Source organism: Cupriavidus laharis, from assembly GCF_914271435.1.
GTDB classification, from domain to species: domain Bacteria; phylum Pseudomonadota; class Gammaproteobacteria; order Burkholderiales; family Burkholderiaceae; genus Cupriavidus; species Cupriavidus laharis.
The window spans coordinates 76,587-90,731 of sequence record NZ_CAJZAI010000012.1; the positions used below are offsets into that span (position 1 = coordinate 76,587).

Sequence of the window (14,145 nt, forward strand, 5' to 3'; positions counted from 1 at the left end):
ACGAAAGGCTTGTATTTTGACGCCGTTGTTCTCGCGAGAACGTCGGACGGCGAGGGACATTCCCAATGCGGCATAGCTCCTTCGGCCGTACGTCAATGCTTCTCCGCGAGTGACCGCGAGAAGCAAATTGCCTCGCTGTCAGCCTCTCCGGCGTTTTGCCAGCAGACAGCGAGGGCGGCTTGAAGGATTCGGCAACGGAACACCGAACCGCCAGCAGTCTTACTCGATCGTGACCTTGCCTTCCTTCACCAGGGTAGCGAACTTTGCGGTCTCGTCATTGATCCGCTTAGCAAAGGCTTCGGGACTACTCGACATCGGCTCTGCACCGGCGGCAAGCAGGCGCTGCTGGAAGTCAGCGGAGCCGACGATCTTTACGATTTCTGCGTTGAGACGGGTCACAATGGGTTTCGGGGTAGCGGCGGGTGCGAGCACGCCAAACCAGGTGCCGATGTCAAAGCCCTTCAACCCCGCTTCTTCCATGGTCGGAACGTCAGGCAAGGCCGACGAGCGCTTCGCGGTCGTCACCGCCAGGGCGGACAGCTTTCCCCCTTTTATGTGGGGCAGGACGGTAGTGATCGTATCGAATGACATACTAACCTGGCCGCCCAGCAGGTCGGTGGTCAGCGGCCCGCTCCCCTTGTACGGCACGTGAAGCAGTTGCGTGGCCGTTGCCTTCTGAAACTGCGTGCCGATCAGGTGTTGGGCCGTTCCATTGCCGTTTGAGCCGTAGGACAGCTCGGGCGAGGCTTTCTTCGCCAGCCCTACTAGTTCCGATACGTTCTTGGCTGGCGTCTTGGCGCTGTTAATGACTAGCACGTTCGGCACCATGGCCAGCGTTGAGATGGGTGCCAGATCTTTCTGGAAACTGTAGGGCAGTTTCTTGTACACGCTGGTGGCGATTGTATGGTGGACGGCTCCCATGAGAAGGGTATAGCCATCAGGCTTAGCCTTTGCAACGTAGTCGGCACCGACGGTTGCGCCGGCACCCGGGCGGTTTTCCACAATGACTGGTTGCCCGAGGTTCTTCGATAGCTGGTCGCCCAGCGCCCGGGCCAGGATGTCTGTCGTGCCGCCCGAGGGGAACGGCACGACCAGGCTGATCGGTTTGGCCGGCCACGTCTGGGCAATAGCCCCATTGGTTATACCGATCCCGGCAACGGCCAGGATAGCGCCGAGCGCCTTGGTTGCGAACTCTGACTTACGCATGATGTGTCTCCTCTGGTTGTAGTAGTCTGCGAAAGAATGGCTTTACTTCGAGGCGGATAGGGCGGCGCGCCCCGCGAATGTGGCAGCGCACCCCAACTCAGCTTCAATGAACAACAGTCGGTTGTACTTTGCCGTCCGATCGGACCGAGACAGAGAGCCCGTCTTGATTTGGGTGGCGGCAGTACAAACGCTCAGGTCTGCGATGGTGGTGTCTTCGGTTTCACCTGAGCGGTGGGAGATGACCGATGCATAGCCTGCGGTCCGGGCCATCTCGATGGCCGCCAGTGTCTCGGTCAGCGTACCGATCTGATTGGGCTTAATCAGGATGGCATTCGCGACGCTGGCGTCGATGCCTTCCTTCAGGATTGCCGTATTGGTCACGAAAAGATCGTCGCCCACCAACTGGAGTTGGCGGCCCAGGCGGTCAGTCAACAACTTCCAACCGCGCCAATCATTCTCGGCCATGCCATCCTCGATCGAGACGATCGGGTAGTGGGCGGCCCAGTTCGTCAAAAGTTCGACGAAGCCTGCGGCGTCATAGCTCCGCCCCTCGGATTCGAGCACATAAGCGCCGCCACGGTAAAACTCGGAACTGGCCACATCGAGCCCCAAGGCGATATCGCGGCCTGCTTCGAAGCCGCTCGCGTCGATGGCCTGCATGATCACGTCAAGCGCCTCGACATTCGACTTGAGGTCGGGTGCAAATCCACCTTCGTCGCCGACGGCCGTCGACAGGCCACGTTGCTTGAGCAGTGACTTGAGCGTGTGAAACACTTCCGCGCCCCAACGCACCGCTTCCGCGAACGACGGAGCGCCGATGGGCAGGATCATGAACTCCTGCATGTCGACGTTGTTGTCGGCGTGGGCGCCGCCGTTGACGATGTTCATCATCGGCATTGGCAGACGAAGTTCTTGGTTTGCGCCGGCAATCGAGCGATAGAGCGGGATCCGTGCGGACGAGGCCGCAGCGCGCGCTGCAGCCAACGACACGGCAAGCAGCGCGTTTGCGCCAAGCCTGGACTTGTCCGCCGTCCCATCAAGCTGGGTCAGGCAACGATCGATCTCCGCCTGTCCGGAGATGGGGAGTCCAGACAGTGCGCGCGAAATGTCCGTGTTGACGTGCTTCACCGCATTCCGGACGCCCTTGCCAGCATAGCGGTGCGGTTCTCCGTCGCGAAGCTCGATGGCCTCGCGAGACCCGGTGGAAGCGCCCGATGGCGCCGCGGCAAATCCGACACTGCCGTCGGCAAGCAATACCTGTGCAGCGACGGTAGGATTGCCTCGCGAATCCAGCACCTCATAACCACGCACTTCTTGAATCACAGACATGTTGCTTCCTCAGGCGATTTGCGCGATGCGCAGGAGGTTGGTGGTGCCGGCGACCGTGAAGGGCAGGCCGGCCGAGATCACGATGGATTGACCGCTCTGCCCAAAGCCCTCCTTCAGGACGGTGTGGCTCGCCAGGTCGGTCATTTCGAGCACGTCGACGACTTCATGGCAAAGGACCGCGTGGACGCCCCAAGCCAGTGCGAGACGGCGCGCGGTCGCCACGCGTGGTGTCATGCCAAGAATCGGAACCTCCGGGCGCTCGCGGGCCATGCGAAGGGCCGAGTATCCGGAACTGGTGTAGGCCACCGTCGCTGGGACCTTCAGCAGCCCAGCAATATGGCGAACGGCATAGCCGATGGCATCGGCTGCCTCTGCACGCGGTGGGGTATGAGAGGCCTGGATTGCGTCGTGATAAAGCGGATCCGATTCGGTGCGGCTGATGATGCTGTTCATCATCTTGACGGCTTCGACCGGAAAGCGGCCCGAGGCAGATTCGGCGGAAAGCATGACCGCATCCGCACCATCGTAGATGGCGGTGGCCACGTCGGACGCTTCCGCGCGTGTGGGAACCGGCGAAGAGATCATCGACTCGAGCATTTGGGTCGCTACGATGACCGGCTTCCCGGCCTTGCGGCATGCGCGAACGATCTGCTTCTGCAGCGAAGGCACTTGCTCCGCGGGCATCTCAACGCCGAGGTCACCACGGGCGACCATCACCGCGTCCGACTCGGCGACAATGGCCTCGAGGCTCTGGATCGCTGCTGGCTTCTCCAGTTTCGCGACGATGCCTGCGCGATTCTGCACGATGGCCTTGATTTCCTGGATGTCTTCAGGACGCTGCACAAAGGAGAGTGCGATCCAGTCGACGCCAAGCGTCAGGCCGAAGTCGAGATCGCGTCGGTCCTTTTCCGTCATGGCCGACAACGGCAGCACAACGCCGGGCACGTTCACGCCCTTGCGTTCGGACAATGTCCCACCATTGATGACAGTCGTCTCGGCAAAATCGGGCCCGCAGCGATCGACGCGAAGACGAAGCTTGCCGTCGTCGAGAAGCAGTTCCGTTCCCTCCTCTAATGCAGCGAAAATCTCCGGATGAGGCAGACTGACGCGCTCGCTCGTTCCCGGCACGCTCTTTTCCAGATCGAGTCGGAATTTTGCTTGCGCGGAGAGTTGGACCGGGCCCTCGGCAAAGGTGCCGATCCGGAGTTTCGGGCCTTGTAGATCGAGCAGGACGCCGACGGGACGAGCGCGGCGTTGTTCGATCTCGCGGATCGTTGCAAGTCGCTGTTTGTGGTCGTCATGCGAACCATGACTGAAGTTCAGCCGAAATACATCGGCTCCAGCCTCAAACAGCGCGTCGATGATCTCGGGGGACGTGCTCGCCGGACCGAGGGTGGCAACGATCTTTGCATTGCGTTGGCGTCTCATATTCTCTTGCCTTTCAAGGTGCGATCAGGATCGCGCGGAAATCATTGACGTTGGTGAGGGTCGGGCCGGTGACCACGGAATCGCCCAATGCCTCGAAGAATCCGTGGCCGTCATTGTTGGCGAGGGCGTTCTGGGGACGGATCCCGAGATCTCTCGCACGCTGCAGGGTGTCAGGCGCAATGACTGCGCCGGCGATCTCTTCCTGTCCGTCCACCCCGTCGGTATCACCAGCCAAGGCGTAGATGGAGGGATGCCCGCGCAGGGTGAGCGCCAAGGACAGCAGGAATTCGACATTGCGACCGCCGCGGCCAGTGCCTCGCACTGTCACGGTCGTCTCGCCGCCTGAGAGCAGGACGCAGGGCGGCGCGAACGGTTGCTGGTGGTTCGCCGCTTCCAAGGCTAGGGATCCCAGCACGAGGCCGACATCACGGGCTTCGCCTTCGATAGCGTCACCAAGCATGTACACCGGCAGGCCGGCGCGACGCGCCATTGCCGCTGCGGCTTCGAGAGCCATGCGGGGCGTGGCGATCATCGTGGTCTGGATCGGCGGCAGTTGCGGGCTGCCCGGCTTGATGGTTTCCGCCTGCTCGGTGCTGAGCGCCGTCATCACGTGCGAGGGCACCTCGATGGCGTAGCGCCGCAGAATGTCGATTGCGTCGTCGCGCGTGGTCGGATCGGCGACAGTCGGCCCGGATGCGATATCGATGGGGTCATCCCCGGGAACATCGGAGAGCAGCAGATTGAAGACCTTTGCGGGATGGCAGATGGCCGCCAGACGACCGCCCTTGATAGCCGAGAGGTGGCGGCGAACGCAGTTCATCTCCGTAATGGTCGCGCCGGACTTCAATAGCTCGCGATTGACGGCCTGTTTGTCTTCGAGTGAGATGCCCGACAGTGGCAAAGGCAGCAGTGAGGAGCCACCGCCGGAAATCAAGCTGACAACCAGGTCGTCTTCCGTGAGGTTCGATACCAGTTCGAGCAAGCGCCGCGCGGCGTCATGGCCTGCCTGATCGGGCACGGGATGTGCAGCTTCGACGATTTCGATGTGTGTGCAGGACACCGCATATCCATACCGGGTGACGACCAGCCCTTCGACAGGCCAGGGACAAGCCGATTCAAACGCCTGCGCCATGGCGGCTGAGGCTTTTCCGGCGCCGATCACGATGGTGCGTCCGCGGGGACGCTCGGGAAGATGGTGTGCCAGCGTTCTAGACGGCTGCGCTGCGGCGATCGCCGCATCGAACATTTCGCGCAGCAAGCCGCGCGCCTGATCCGCGTTCATGATTATGTCGGAGAGCTAGTGGAGCAAATGGGCATGGGCTTCGGCGGTTCTTTGTAGAAGCGCGCGAAGCTTGGGGAGACAGCGCTTGGCGTGGCCGCCATGGTCGGCCTGGCCGGCTCTTCTGCGCAAAAATCCTGCGGCTGCGGAGAGCCGGTCCAATGGAGCGATTTTGACGGACTGCGGGCCCTCCACTCTGTGAATCATGGCTGTCTCCTTCTGATTCGGAATGTTCTCGCGCTAGCAGCTCTGGTGGCTGTTTGAGCTAGCGCAAGGGTGCGTGCGCAAAAGGTGCCCGCGGTGCACGCAATCGTGCGGTGGGGGTGTATACCCTCTGCGGCTCAGGCGGCCAGGTTCTGTTGGCTCTTCGCCAGGAAGTCGCAGACCGCCTTGGTGACGTCAACGGTCTTGGCCTTGCCACCGAGGTCGCCGGTGTGCAGCGCCGGGTTGGCGGTCACGGCTTCGATGGCGGCCATCACGCGCTGGGCCGCGTCGTTTTCGCCGAGGTGTTCCAGCAGCATGACCACCGACCAGAAGGTGCCTACCGGGTTGGCCAGACCCTTGCCCATGATGTCGAAGGCGGAGCCATGGATCGGTTCGAACATCGACGGGTAGCGGCGTTCCGGATCGATGTTGCCGGTCGGGGCGATGCCCAGGCTGCCGGCCAGCGCGGCGGCCAGGTCGCTCAGGATGTCGGCGTGCAGGTTGGTGGCCACGATCGTGTCGAGTGTCTTCGGGCGGTTTACCATGCGCGCGGTGGCGGCATCGACCAGTTCCTTGTCCCACGTGACGTCCGGGAAGTCCTTCGCGACTTCTACAGCCACTTCGTCCCACATCACCATGGCGTGACGCTGGGCATTGGATTTGGTGATCACGGTCAGGAGCTTGCGCGGACGCGATTGGGCCAGCTTGAAGGCGAATCGCAGAATGCGCTCGACACCCACACGCGTCATCATGCACACGTCAGTGGCAGCTTCGATCGGATGGCCCTGGTGGACGCGGCCGCCCACGCCCGAGTATTCACCCTCGGAGTTCTCGCGCACGATGACCCAGTTCAGGTCTTCGGGCGCGCAACGCTTGAGCGGGCCATCGATGCCGGGCAGGATGCGCGTCGGACGCACGTTGGCGTATTGGTCGAAGCCCTGGCAAATCTTCAGGCGCAGGCCCCAGAGCGTGATGTGGTCGGGAATCTGGTTGTCGCCGGCCGAGCCGAACAGGATCGCGTCCTTGTCGCGCAGTGCATCCAGGCCATCGGCGGGCATCATCACGCCGTGCTGGCGGTAGTAGTCGCCGCCCCAGTCGAAGTCCTCGAACTCGAAGCGGAAGTTGGCGCCGGCAGCGGCCAAGGCTTCCATGACTTCACGACCCGCGGGCACTACTTCCTTGCCGATGCCGTCACCCGGGATGGTTGCGATCTTGTACGTCTTCATCTTTCGTCTCCTGTTTTTGAATCGAACTTCAACCAAAAATGCGTGAAGGTGATTCTGTCGGGTAGACGCAAGTTTTGACTGCGGCTAAAGTTAAACCGTTTTTAACTACAGGTTGAAGATTCAGATGGGTGCAGGGAATGCGATCCAGCCGGCGGAGCTGGGCTTTTTCGTGTCGGTCGCGGGCGCCGGCAGCCTTAGTGCAGCGGCACGGGATCTTGGGATTTCGACCGCGGCCGTCAGCAAGCGCTTGGCGCTGATGGAGACGCGTATCGGCATGCCACTCGTGACGCGTACGACCCGTCGTATGAGTCTGACCCCCGAGGGCGAAGTTCTGCTGGAGCATGCCCGCCGCATTCTTGGCGATATTGACGATCTCGAACAGTTGCTGACCAGTGCCAAGGGACGGCCTAGCGGCCTGTTAAGGGTAAACGCTACGCTTGGCTTTGGACGCATGCACGTAGCGCCGGTCATTTCCGAGTATTCGCGCATGTATCCGGATGTGGACGTGCAGTTGCAACTATCGGCCGACCCGCCGCCGTTAATCGAGGATGCGTTCGACGTCTGCGTCCGTTTTGGCGAGCCGCCGGATGCGAGAGTCGTGGCGCGGCACTTGGCGCCGAACCGCCGCATCCTGTGCGCGTCGCCGATGTATCTTAGGGAGCACGGCGTACCGCAAACACCGCAAGAACTCTTGCGACACAACTGCATCGGAATTCGGCAGGGTAGCGATGCCTACGGCGTGTGGCGCCTTGGAGCCACGAAGGGTCCGAAACAGCAGTCGGAGTCGATCCATGTGCGTGGCAACCTCACGACCAACGACGGCGAGATTGCCGTCCACTGGGCGCTAGAGGGACATGGCATCGTGTTGCGGGCGGAATGGGATGTTGAACGTTACCTGCGTAGCGGCAGGCTGGTGCAGGTCCTCTCCAACTACGCGACGCCCGAAGCAGATATCTACGCGGTGTATCAGCAGCGGCACCAGTTGTCCTCACGTATTCGGCTCTTCGTCGAGTTCCTGGCCAAAAAATTCGGGCAATTCGGCAAGTAAAACTTCTTCCCTCTGATACGCCTTGCCGCAGCCCTAGGCATGTCACTCGACGGCGGCCGCGTTGCGCATCCCTTTTCGCGTGTCCCGCGAAGGCTTAGGGCGACAGGCCAGTACGGCGCACGCCGCCCTGATGCGCGTTTTGCGCGGTCCTACGCGTGAACAGCTAAGCTTTTCTGCCCCCATCTTTAAGCTGAAGTTAAGAGCAGTTTAACTTCGCCCTCGCGCCATTGGCGTCCCGCGCCACCAAAATCCACTCCACGCAATAACGCTCCATTCACGAGAGCGGCACGCGACCTCGACTTGCTGGCTAGCAGCGCCATCGCGCTGTTCACCGTGCTGACGCACATGGCAATCGAAACATCGACGCGAGAAAAGGCGTTCGATCCAATGCAGCCGAAGAGCTCAGATCCGATGTCGCAGAAGGGCAAGTCCCTCAGCGTAGCCAGACAAGAAACCTCACACATGATTGGCACTGCCAGTCGGAGACATGGAGACATAAAAATGGAGCGAGACATTGAGAAACGCACCTTGCGCAAGATCACTTGGCGCATCGTGCCGTTTATCATGCTGCTGTACTTCATCGCCTATATCGACCGAGTCAACATCGGCTTTGCGTCGCTCACCATGAAGGATGACCTCGGCTTTACTGCGTCGATTCTTGGCTTCGGCGCAGGCATCTTCTTCTGGGGTTACTTCCTGTTTGAGGTGCCCTCCAACATTGCTTTACACAAGGTAGGAGCACGGCTCTGGATCGCCCGCGTGATGCTGACCTGGGGCCTGATCTCCGGGGCGATGGCGTTTGTCCAAGGGACTACGAGCTTCTACGTCATTCGCTTTCTGCTTGGCGCCGCCGAAGCCGGCTTCTTCCCCGGCATCATTCTGTACCTGAGCTACTGGTTCCCGGCGAAGCACCGCGCAGGGGTCACGGCCTTCTTCATGGCCGCGGCACCGATCTCAACGGCACTTGGATCGCCGCTCTCGGCGGCACTCCTCGAAATGCACGGATTCTGGGGCTTGGCCGGATGGAAATGGATGTTCCTGCTTGAGGCCATTCCGGCGGTGGTGCTTGGCGTGGTCGTGTTCTTTTACATGACGGACCGGCCTCAGCAGGCGCGATGGCTGCAGGATGACGAGCGCGAATGGCTTGTGAAAGTCATGGAGGAAGAGAATGCGGGGAAGGCCAAACACAGCGGTCACAGCATCCTGCGCGGCTTGGCCGATTTCCGGGTAATTGCCTTGTCATTGATCTACTTCGGCACTTCGGCTGGGCTGTATACGCTCGGCATCTGGGCGCCGCAGATCATCAAGCAGCTCGGCATGTCTTCGATGACGGTTGGCGTGCTGAATGCGATTCCGCCGTTGGTCTCGGTGGTCGCCATGGTGATCTGGTCGCGGCATTCCGACCGGACCCGGGAACGGACGTGGCACGTTGTGCTGCCCTGTCTCGCAGCCGCCGTCGGCCTGGTCATCGCGGGCAATTCGAACGGCGTCATCGGACTGATCGCTGCGCTCACGCTTGTCAACGTAGGCATCAGTTGCGCCAAGCCCCCGCTCTGGAGCATGCCAACGATGTTCCTGTCTGGCGCGGCAGCCGCGACCGGTATAGCGACGATCAACTCGATCGGCAACCTCGGCGGGTTCGTCGGACCTGCAATGATTGGATGGGTTAAGGACAAGACCGGCAGCTTCTCCGGCGGTTTGTATTTTGTCGCAGGTCTCTTGGTTCTTTCCGCAACGCTCGCGCTAATTCTCTCGCTGGCGCAGAAAGTAAAGCCAAGCACAAACGAGGTCGCTGCGCACTGAGCGTACGCGGCTTGCATACCCCCACAAAGAAACTGGAGTACTCCATGGAAAAGGAAAGCGCTGTTGTCGCGTTGACCGACACGATGGCCAAGTTCACGGCCTACATCGGCAAGCGCCTGCCGAAGGATGTCACGAAGAAGCTTGGCGAGCTGCGGACGATGGAAACGAATCCGTTGGCCAAATCGATCTATGACTCGATGGCGGGCAATCAAGAGGCGGCAGACAAGCTCGACCGGCCGAGCTGCCAGGATACCGGCGTGATCCAGTACTTTGTTGAGGCTGGCGCCCACTTCCCACTGCTTGGAGAGCTTGAGGACATCCTGAAGGAAGCGACGGCAGAAGCAACGCGCATCGGTCCGCTGCGCCATAACGCGGTGGAAACGTTCGACGAGAAGAACACCGGCACGAACACCGGCACGCAGATTCCTTGGCTTGACTGGCGCATCGTTCCCGACCGTGACACGTGCACCATCGACGTCTACATGGCGGGTGGCGGCTGCACACTGCCTGGGGCGGCAAAGGTGCTGATGCCAGGGCAAGGTTATGAAGGTGTCGCGGAGTTCGTGATGGATGTCATCACGGAGCGTGGCGTCAATGCGTGCCCGCCGCTTCTCGTTGGCGTCGGTGTGTCGACATCGGTCGAGACGGCCGCCCGCTTGTCCAAGCTGGCAATCATGCGTCCCGTGGACTCGAAGAGCGACAATCCCCGTGCCGCGCTGATGGAGGATCTGTTGGAACAGGGGCTGAACGAGATTGGTATCGGACCCCAAGGCTTGACGGGCAACAACAGCGTCATGGGCGTGAATATCGAATCTTCCGCACGCCATCCTTCGACCATTGGTGTGGCGGTCAACACGGGATGCTGGGCGCACCGGCGCGGAAAGATCCGCATCAACGCGGACATGTCGTACGAAATCATTTCCCACGAAGGAGTGGTGCTGTGAAGAAGATTCTGACTACGCCTATCAAAGACGAAGACCTTGCCGATCTGAATGTTGGTGACGTGGTGTACCTCACTGGGCGACTCGTCACTTGCCGCGATGTCGCACATCGTCGACTCATCGAGCAGGGCCGTGAGCTCCCGGTGAATCTGGAGGGCGGGGCGATCTTTCACGCGGGCCCCATTGTGCGCAAGAAGGAAGACGGCAAGTTCGAGATGGTTTCCATCGGGCCGACCACGAGCATGCGCATGGAGAAGTTTGAGCGCGAGTTTATCCGTCAAACAGGCGTCAAACTGATCGTTGGTAAGGGGGGCATGGGTCCGGAGACGGCGGCAGGCTGCCAGGAGAACATCGCAGTGCATGCCATTTTCCCGGGCGGATGCGCGGTGCTCGCAGCCACGCAGGTCGAGGAGATCGAAGCGGCGGAGTGGCAGGACTTGGGTATGCCTGAAACGCTGTGGGTGAACCGTGTCAAGGAATTTGGCCCGCTGATCATTTCCATCGACACCAAAGGTAACAATCTGATCCAGCAGAACAAGGAAGAATTCAAGGCAAAGAAGCAGCCCGTTCTGGATCGGATCAATCAGCAGTTGAGCTTCATCAAGTAATTAGTTGTGGGTCACGATCGGGCGGTAGCGGGCCGGCGATGTCTCAAAACAGATTTATCGCTCCTGGGCGCCTGCGCTCAGTGACCGAGTTGACTTCCGGTGCGGCGTCGGCAGTCGGTGTTGTTTGAACGGTGCCCGGAGGGAATCCATCCAAAAGAACCGGGCACCGTCTTTGTTCTATCTAGAACGCAGCAGTCGGCTTTTGTGTTGTCGCCAAGGCAGGCGGAGGACGGCTACCCCCGCCAAGCTTCGCCGCGGGAGTGACACCGGACACGCTCATCGACACAGGACCTGCGCCGCTACATGCTTGAAGGGCCAACATCACCGACGATGGTGCCAACGGTGTTCTGACCGCGGCAGGGTGATTGAGGAGTCCAGCAATATTGGCATGACCAAGGTATTCGAACAGGCAGGGCCCGCAGTGGCCAGTCCGCCGGGCCTCATTCGAGCTTTGACACCACGACCGCCCTGCCGCGGCGCTATTTTTTCGAATTAACACCATGTAGTCGTCTTTGCCATCCTCGTAGAGATGTCCGGTGTGCTACCCGAAGCGGCCATTCGAGGGCGAGTTGCAACTGTCGGCAATTGGCCGGCGGACTAAACCGCTCGCGCGGTAGGGGCTACGGCCATACGGTTGCGGTCAGGGAGAGGCCGGTCACACGGTTCTATGTTGGCGAATGAGGCAATCCGCCTCGTTCTCCACAGGAGCCGAATCATGACCTCCTTACCGGCAAACGCCAGTCCACTGCGTCAGCGCATGATCGACGACATGCGCATGCGTCAGCTTTCGCCGAAGACGCAGGACACCTATCTGCACATCGTGCACGAATTTGCCCGGTTTCTCGGGCGCTCACCTGACACCGCCACCGTCGAGGACCTGCGGCGCTACCAACTGCATCTCGTCGATCACGGCACATCGCCTGTGTCACTGAACCACGCGATCACCGGCCTGAAGTTCTTCTTCGAAGTCACGCTCGACCGGCCTGAGCTGATGGTCAGGATGCACCCGGTGCGCGTGCCCCGCACATTGCCCGTCGTGCTCAGCCCCGATGAAGTGCGCCGGCTAATCGAGGCGGCCGGCAACCTCAAGCACCAGACCGCGCTGTCGGTTGCCTACGGCGCCGGCCTGCGCGCCAGCGAAGTGGTGGCCCTGAAGGTGACCGACGTCGACAGCCAGCGCATGACGCTGCGCATCGAACAGGGCAAGGGCCGCCGCGATCGCTACGCCATGCTTTCCCCAGTGCTGCTCGAGCGCCTGCGTACCTGGTGGCACGTGGCCCGGGCCCAAGGCAAGATGCTGGATCGCGGCTGGCTGTTTCCCGGGCTCGATCCCGTCGACGCGCTCAGCACTCGGCAACTGAACCGCGCCATCCACGCCGCCGCCGAAGCTGCGCACATCGACAAGCGCGTGTCCATGCACACCTTGCGGCACAGCTTTGCCACGCACCTGCTCGAACAGAAGGTGGACATCCGCGTGATCCAGGTGCTGCTCGGCCATGCCAAGCTCGAGAACACCGCGCTCTACGTCCAAGTGGCCACCGACCTGCTGCACGAGGTCACCAGCCCGCTGGACCGACTGCCTCCCGAGTAAGCCCGCGCGCTGCAGCACCTCATGCTGGAGGTTGCGGACATCTTCCGCAGCCACGGGCCAGCGTGGCGAGCCACGACACACCTGAGCCTGGGGCAGTTGAAGGTCATGTCGGCCATCGAACAGTGCCGCACGGCGGCGCTGGGCGGGCATGTGCTGCGCTGTTCAGGTTGCGAGCGCATCGAGGTCGCCTTCAACTCCTGCCGCAACCGCCATTGCACGAAGTGCCAGGCCAGTGCCGCCCACCGTTGGCTCGAAGCGCGCCAGGCCGACCTGCTGCCTGTCGAGTACTACCACGTCGTGTTCACACTGCCTGCACCGGTCGGTGCGATCGCCTGGTACAACAAGACGGTGATCTACGGGCTGCTGTTCGACATTGCCGCCGAAACACTGCGTACCATCGCCGCGGATCCCAGGCACCTCGGTGCCCAGATTGGCGCCACGCTCGTGCTGCACACCTGGGGCTCGGCGCTGACGCATCATCCGCACGTGCACGGCATCATCCCGGGCGGGGGCCTCTCGCCCGATGGTGAGCGGTGGATCGCATGTCGGCGCGGCTTCTTCCTGCCCGTGCGCGTCCTGTCGCGTCTGTTCCGGCGCCGCTTCCTCGAAGCGCTCGAATCCGCTCACCAGCGTGGCCAGTTGCAGTTCTTCGGCGAATACACGGAGCTTGCCAATGCGGCCACCTTTGCACGGTGGCTCGCGCCGCTGCGCACTTGCGAGTGGGTCGTCTACGCTAAACGTCCCTTTGCCGGACCGGACGCCGTCCTCGAATACCTCTCACGCTACACGCACCGCGTGGCGATCTCCAACCAGCGCCTGGTCGCCTTCGATGAACGCGGTGTCACCTTCCGCTGGAAGGACTACCGCGCAAAGGGACGCACCCGCCACAAGATCATGACGCTCGAAACCGGCGAGTTCATACGCCGCTTCCTGCTCCATGTGCTGCCCGCCGGCTTCCATCGCATCCGTCACTACGGCCTGCTCGCCAACCCGGTGCGCCGCGCCAGTCTCGCGAAGGCCCGTGAACTGCTGGGTGTCGTGCCTGAGGTCGACACCCAGCCCGACGATCCCGGGGTTGCTATCCCTGCGGTCTTCGTCTGCCGGCACTGCGGTGCGCCGATGATCGTCATCGAGATCCTGGAGCGCACTGCGCCCATTCGCGCACCACCCAAGCGGCGAGGCCAGACATGAGCGCCACGCTTCCTGGACGTGCAACTCGACCGTCGGCTTTGCGGCAACGCGGCCTACGAGCGGACGCTTGCGCTTGCCGCTTCGCCAAGCCCCTCGCACGTCCGCTTCATCCTCAAGACTGCGCGACTCGACCACCTCGTCACCGCACCAGGCCCTATCTAACATCTTATTTGACCGCGCAGCCTCCAGCACCGTTGGGCATCCCGGCCGATCAATCGCCATAGCCGCCAACACTCCGACCGCCTCGGAGCACTCCGCGGTTTCCTCCATCGAGGCTTGTTCGCCGCCTGC

At 61.6% G+C, this 14,145-nt stretch carries 11 protein-coding genes; 6 read left to right on the forward strand and 5 right to left on the reverse strand.

Annotated features, from left to right (window positions below; genetic code table 11):
- Window positions 1-219 precede the first annotated feature (219 nt).
- The 5 genes from LDO29_RS21210 to LDO29_RS21230 form a co-directional block, all read right to left on the reverse strand.
- Window positions 220-1,206, reverse strand: a complete 987-nt coding sequence (locus LDO29_RS21210) for a tripartite tricarboxylate transporter substrate binding protein (RefSeq protein WP_224010945.1) — start codon at window positions 1,204-1,206, stop codon at window positions 220-222.
- 42 nt (window positions 1,207-1,248) lie between these two features.
- Window positions 1,249-2,535 (reverse strand): phosphopyruvate hydratase, encoded by a 1,287-nt coding sequence (eno, locus tag LDO29_RS21215; protein WP_224081712.1) that lies wholly within the window; start codon window positions 2,533-2,535, stop codon window positions 1,249-1,251.
- A 9-nt stretch (window positions 2,536-2,544) separates the two neighbouring features.
- A complete protein-coding gene (gene pyk / locus LDO29_RS21220) occupies window positions 2,545-3,963 on the reverse strand; it encodes a pyruvate kinase (RefSeq protein WP_224081713.1) in 1,419 nt (472 codons plus the stop codon).
- Between the two features lie 13 nt (window positions 3,964-3,976).
- Entirely contained in the window at window positions 3,977-5,245 is a 1,269-nt protein-coding gene (locus LDO29_RS21225; RefSeq protein ID WP_224081714.1) for a glycerate kinase type-2 family protein, read from the reverse strand.
- A 338-nt stretch (window positions 5,246-5,583) separates the two neighbouring features.
- Window positions 5,584-6,672, reverse strand: coding sequence for a tartrate dehydrogenase (locus LDO29_RS21230; RefSeq protein WP_224010937.1), 1,089 nt, complete (start codon window positions 6,670-6,672; stop codon window positions 5,584-5,586).
- 124 nt (window positions 6,673-6,796) lie between these two features.
- On the opposite strand from LDO29_RS21230, the gene LDO29_RS21235 reads away from it, so the two are divergent.
- The 6 genes from LDO29_RS21235 to LDO29_RS21260 all read left to right on the forward strand — a co-directional run bounded on the left by LDO29_RS21235 (window position 6,797) and on the right by LDO29_RS21260 (window position 13,854).
- On the forward strand, window positions 6,797-7,720 hold the full coding sequence (locus LDO29_RS21235) for a LysR substrate-binding domain-containing protein (protein WP_224010935.1): 924 nt from the start codon (window positions 6,797-6,799) through the stop codon (window positions 7,718-7,720).
- Window positions 7,721-8,221: 501 nt separating this feature from the next.
- Window positions 8,222-9,523, forward strand: a complete 1,302-nt coding sequence (locus tag LDO29_RS21240; RefSeq protein ID WP_224010949.1) for an MFS transporter — start codon at window positions 8,222-8,224, stop codon at window positions 9,521-9,523.
- Between the two features lie 44 nt (window positions 9,524-9,567).
- Window positions 9,568-10,467: a L(+)-tartrate dehydratase subunit alpha gene (ttdA, locus tag LDO29_RS21245; RefSeq protein WP_224010933.1), complete on the forward strand. Its 900-nt coding sequence runs from the start codon at window positions 9,568-9,570 to the stop codon at window positions 10,465-10,467.
- Window positions 10,464-11,072 (forward strand): L(+)-tartrate dehydratase subunit beta, encoded by a 609-nt coding sequence (gene ttdB / locus LDO29_RS21250; RefSeq protein WP_224010931.1) that lies wholly within the window; start codon window positions 10,464-10,466, stop codon window positions 11,070-11,072. The genes ttdA and ttdB overlap by 4 nt, the downstream gene beginning before the upstream one ends.
- 715 nt (window positions 11,073-11,787) lie before the next feature.
- Window positions 11,788-12,663, forward strand: a complete 876-nt coding sequence (locus LDO29_RS21255) for a tyrosine-type recombinase/integrase (protein ID WP_224081715.1) — start codon at window positions 11,788-11,790, stop codon at window positions 12,661-12,663.
- A 21-nt stretch (window positions 12,664-12,684) separates the two neighbouring features.
- A complete protein-coding gene (locus tag LDO29_RS21260; protein WP_224081716.1) occupies window positions 12,685-13,854 on the forward strand; it encodes an IS91 family transposase in 1,170 nt (389 codons plus the stop codon).
- The last annotated feature ends 291 nt before the right edge of the window (window positions 13,855-14,145 follow it).

Coding starts and splice junctions, on each gene's coding strand:
- LDO29_RS21210 (WP_224010945.1), bottom strand. CDS start 1,206: ATGCGTAAGTCAGAGTTCGCAACCAAGGCGCTCGGCGCTATCCTGGCC.
- eno (WP_224081712.1), bottom strand. CDS start 2,535: ATGTCTGTGATTCAAGAAGTGCGTGGTTATGAGGTGCTGGATTCGCGA.
- pyk (WP_224081713.1), bottom strand. CDS start 3,963: ATGAGACGCCAACGCAATGCAAAGATCGTTGCCACCCTCGGTCCGGCG.
- LDO29_RS21225 (WP_224081714.1), bottom strand. CDS start 5,245: ATGAACGCGGATCAGGCGCGCGGCTTGCTGCGCGAAATGTTCGATGCG.
- LDO29_RS21230 (WP_224010937.1), bottom strand. CDS start 6,672: ATGAAGACGTACAAGATCGCAACCATCCCGGGTGACGGCATCGGCAAG.
- LDO29_RS21235 (WP_224010935.1), top strand. CDS start 6,797: ATGGGTGCAGGGAATGCGATCCAGCCGGCGGAGCTGGGCTTTTTCGTG.
- LDO29_RS21240 (WP_224010949.1), top strand. CDS start 8,222: ATGGAGCGAGACATTGAGAAACGCACCTTGCGCAAGATCACTTGGCGC.
- ttdA (WP_224010933.1), top strand. CDS start 9,568: ATGGAAAAGGAAAGCGCTGTTGTCGCGTTGACCGACACGATGGCCAAG.
- LDO29_RS21255 (WP_224081715.1), top strand. CDS start 11,788: ATGACCTCCTTACCGGCAAACGCCAGTCCACTGCGTCAGCGCATGATC.
- LDO29_RS21260 (WP_224081716.1), top strand. CDS start 12,685: ATGCTGGAGGTTGCGGACATCTTCCGCAGCCACGGGCCAGCGTGGCGA.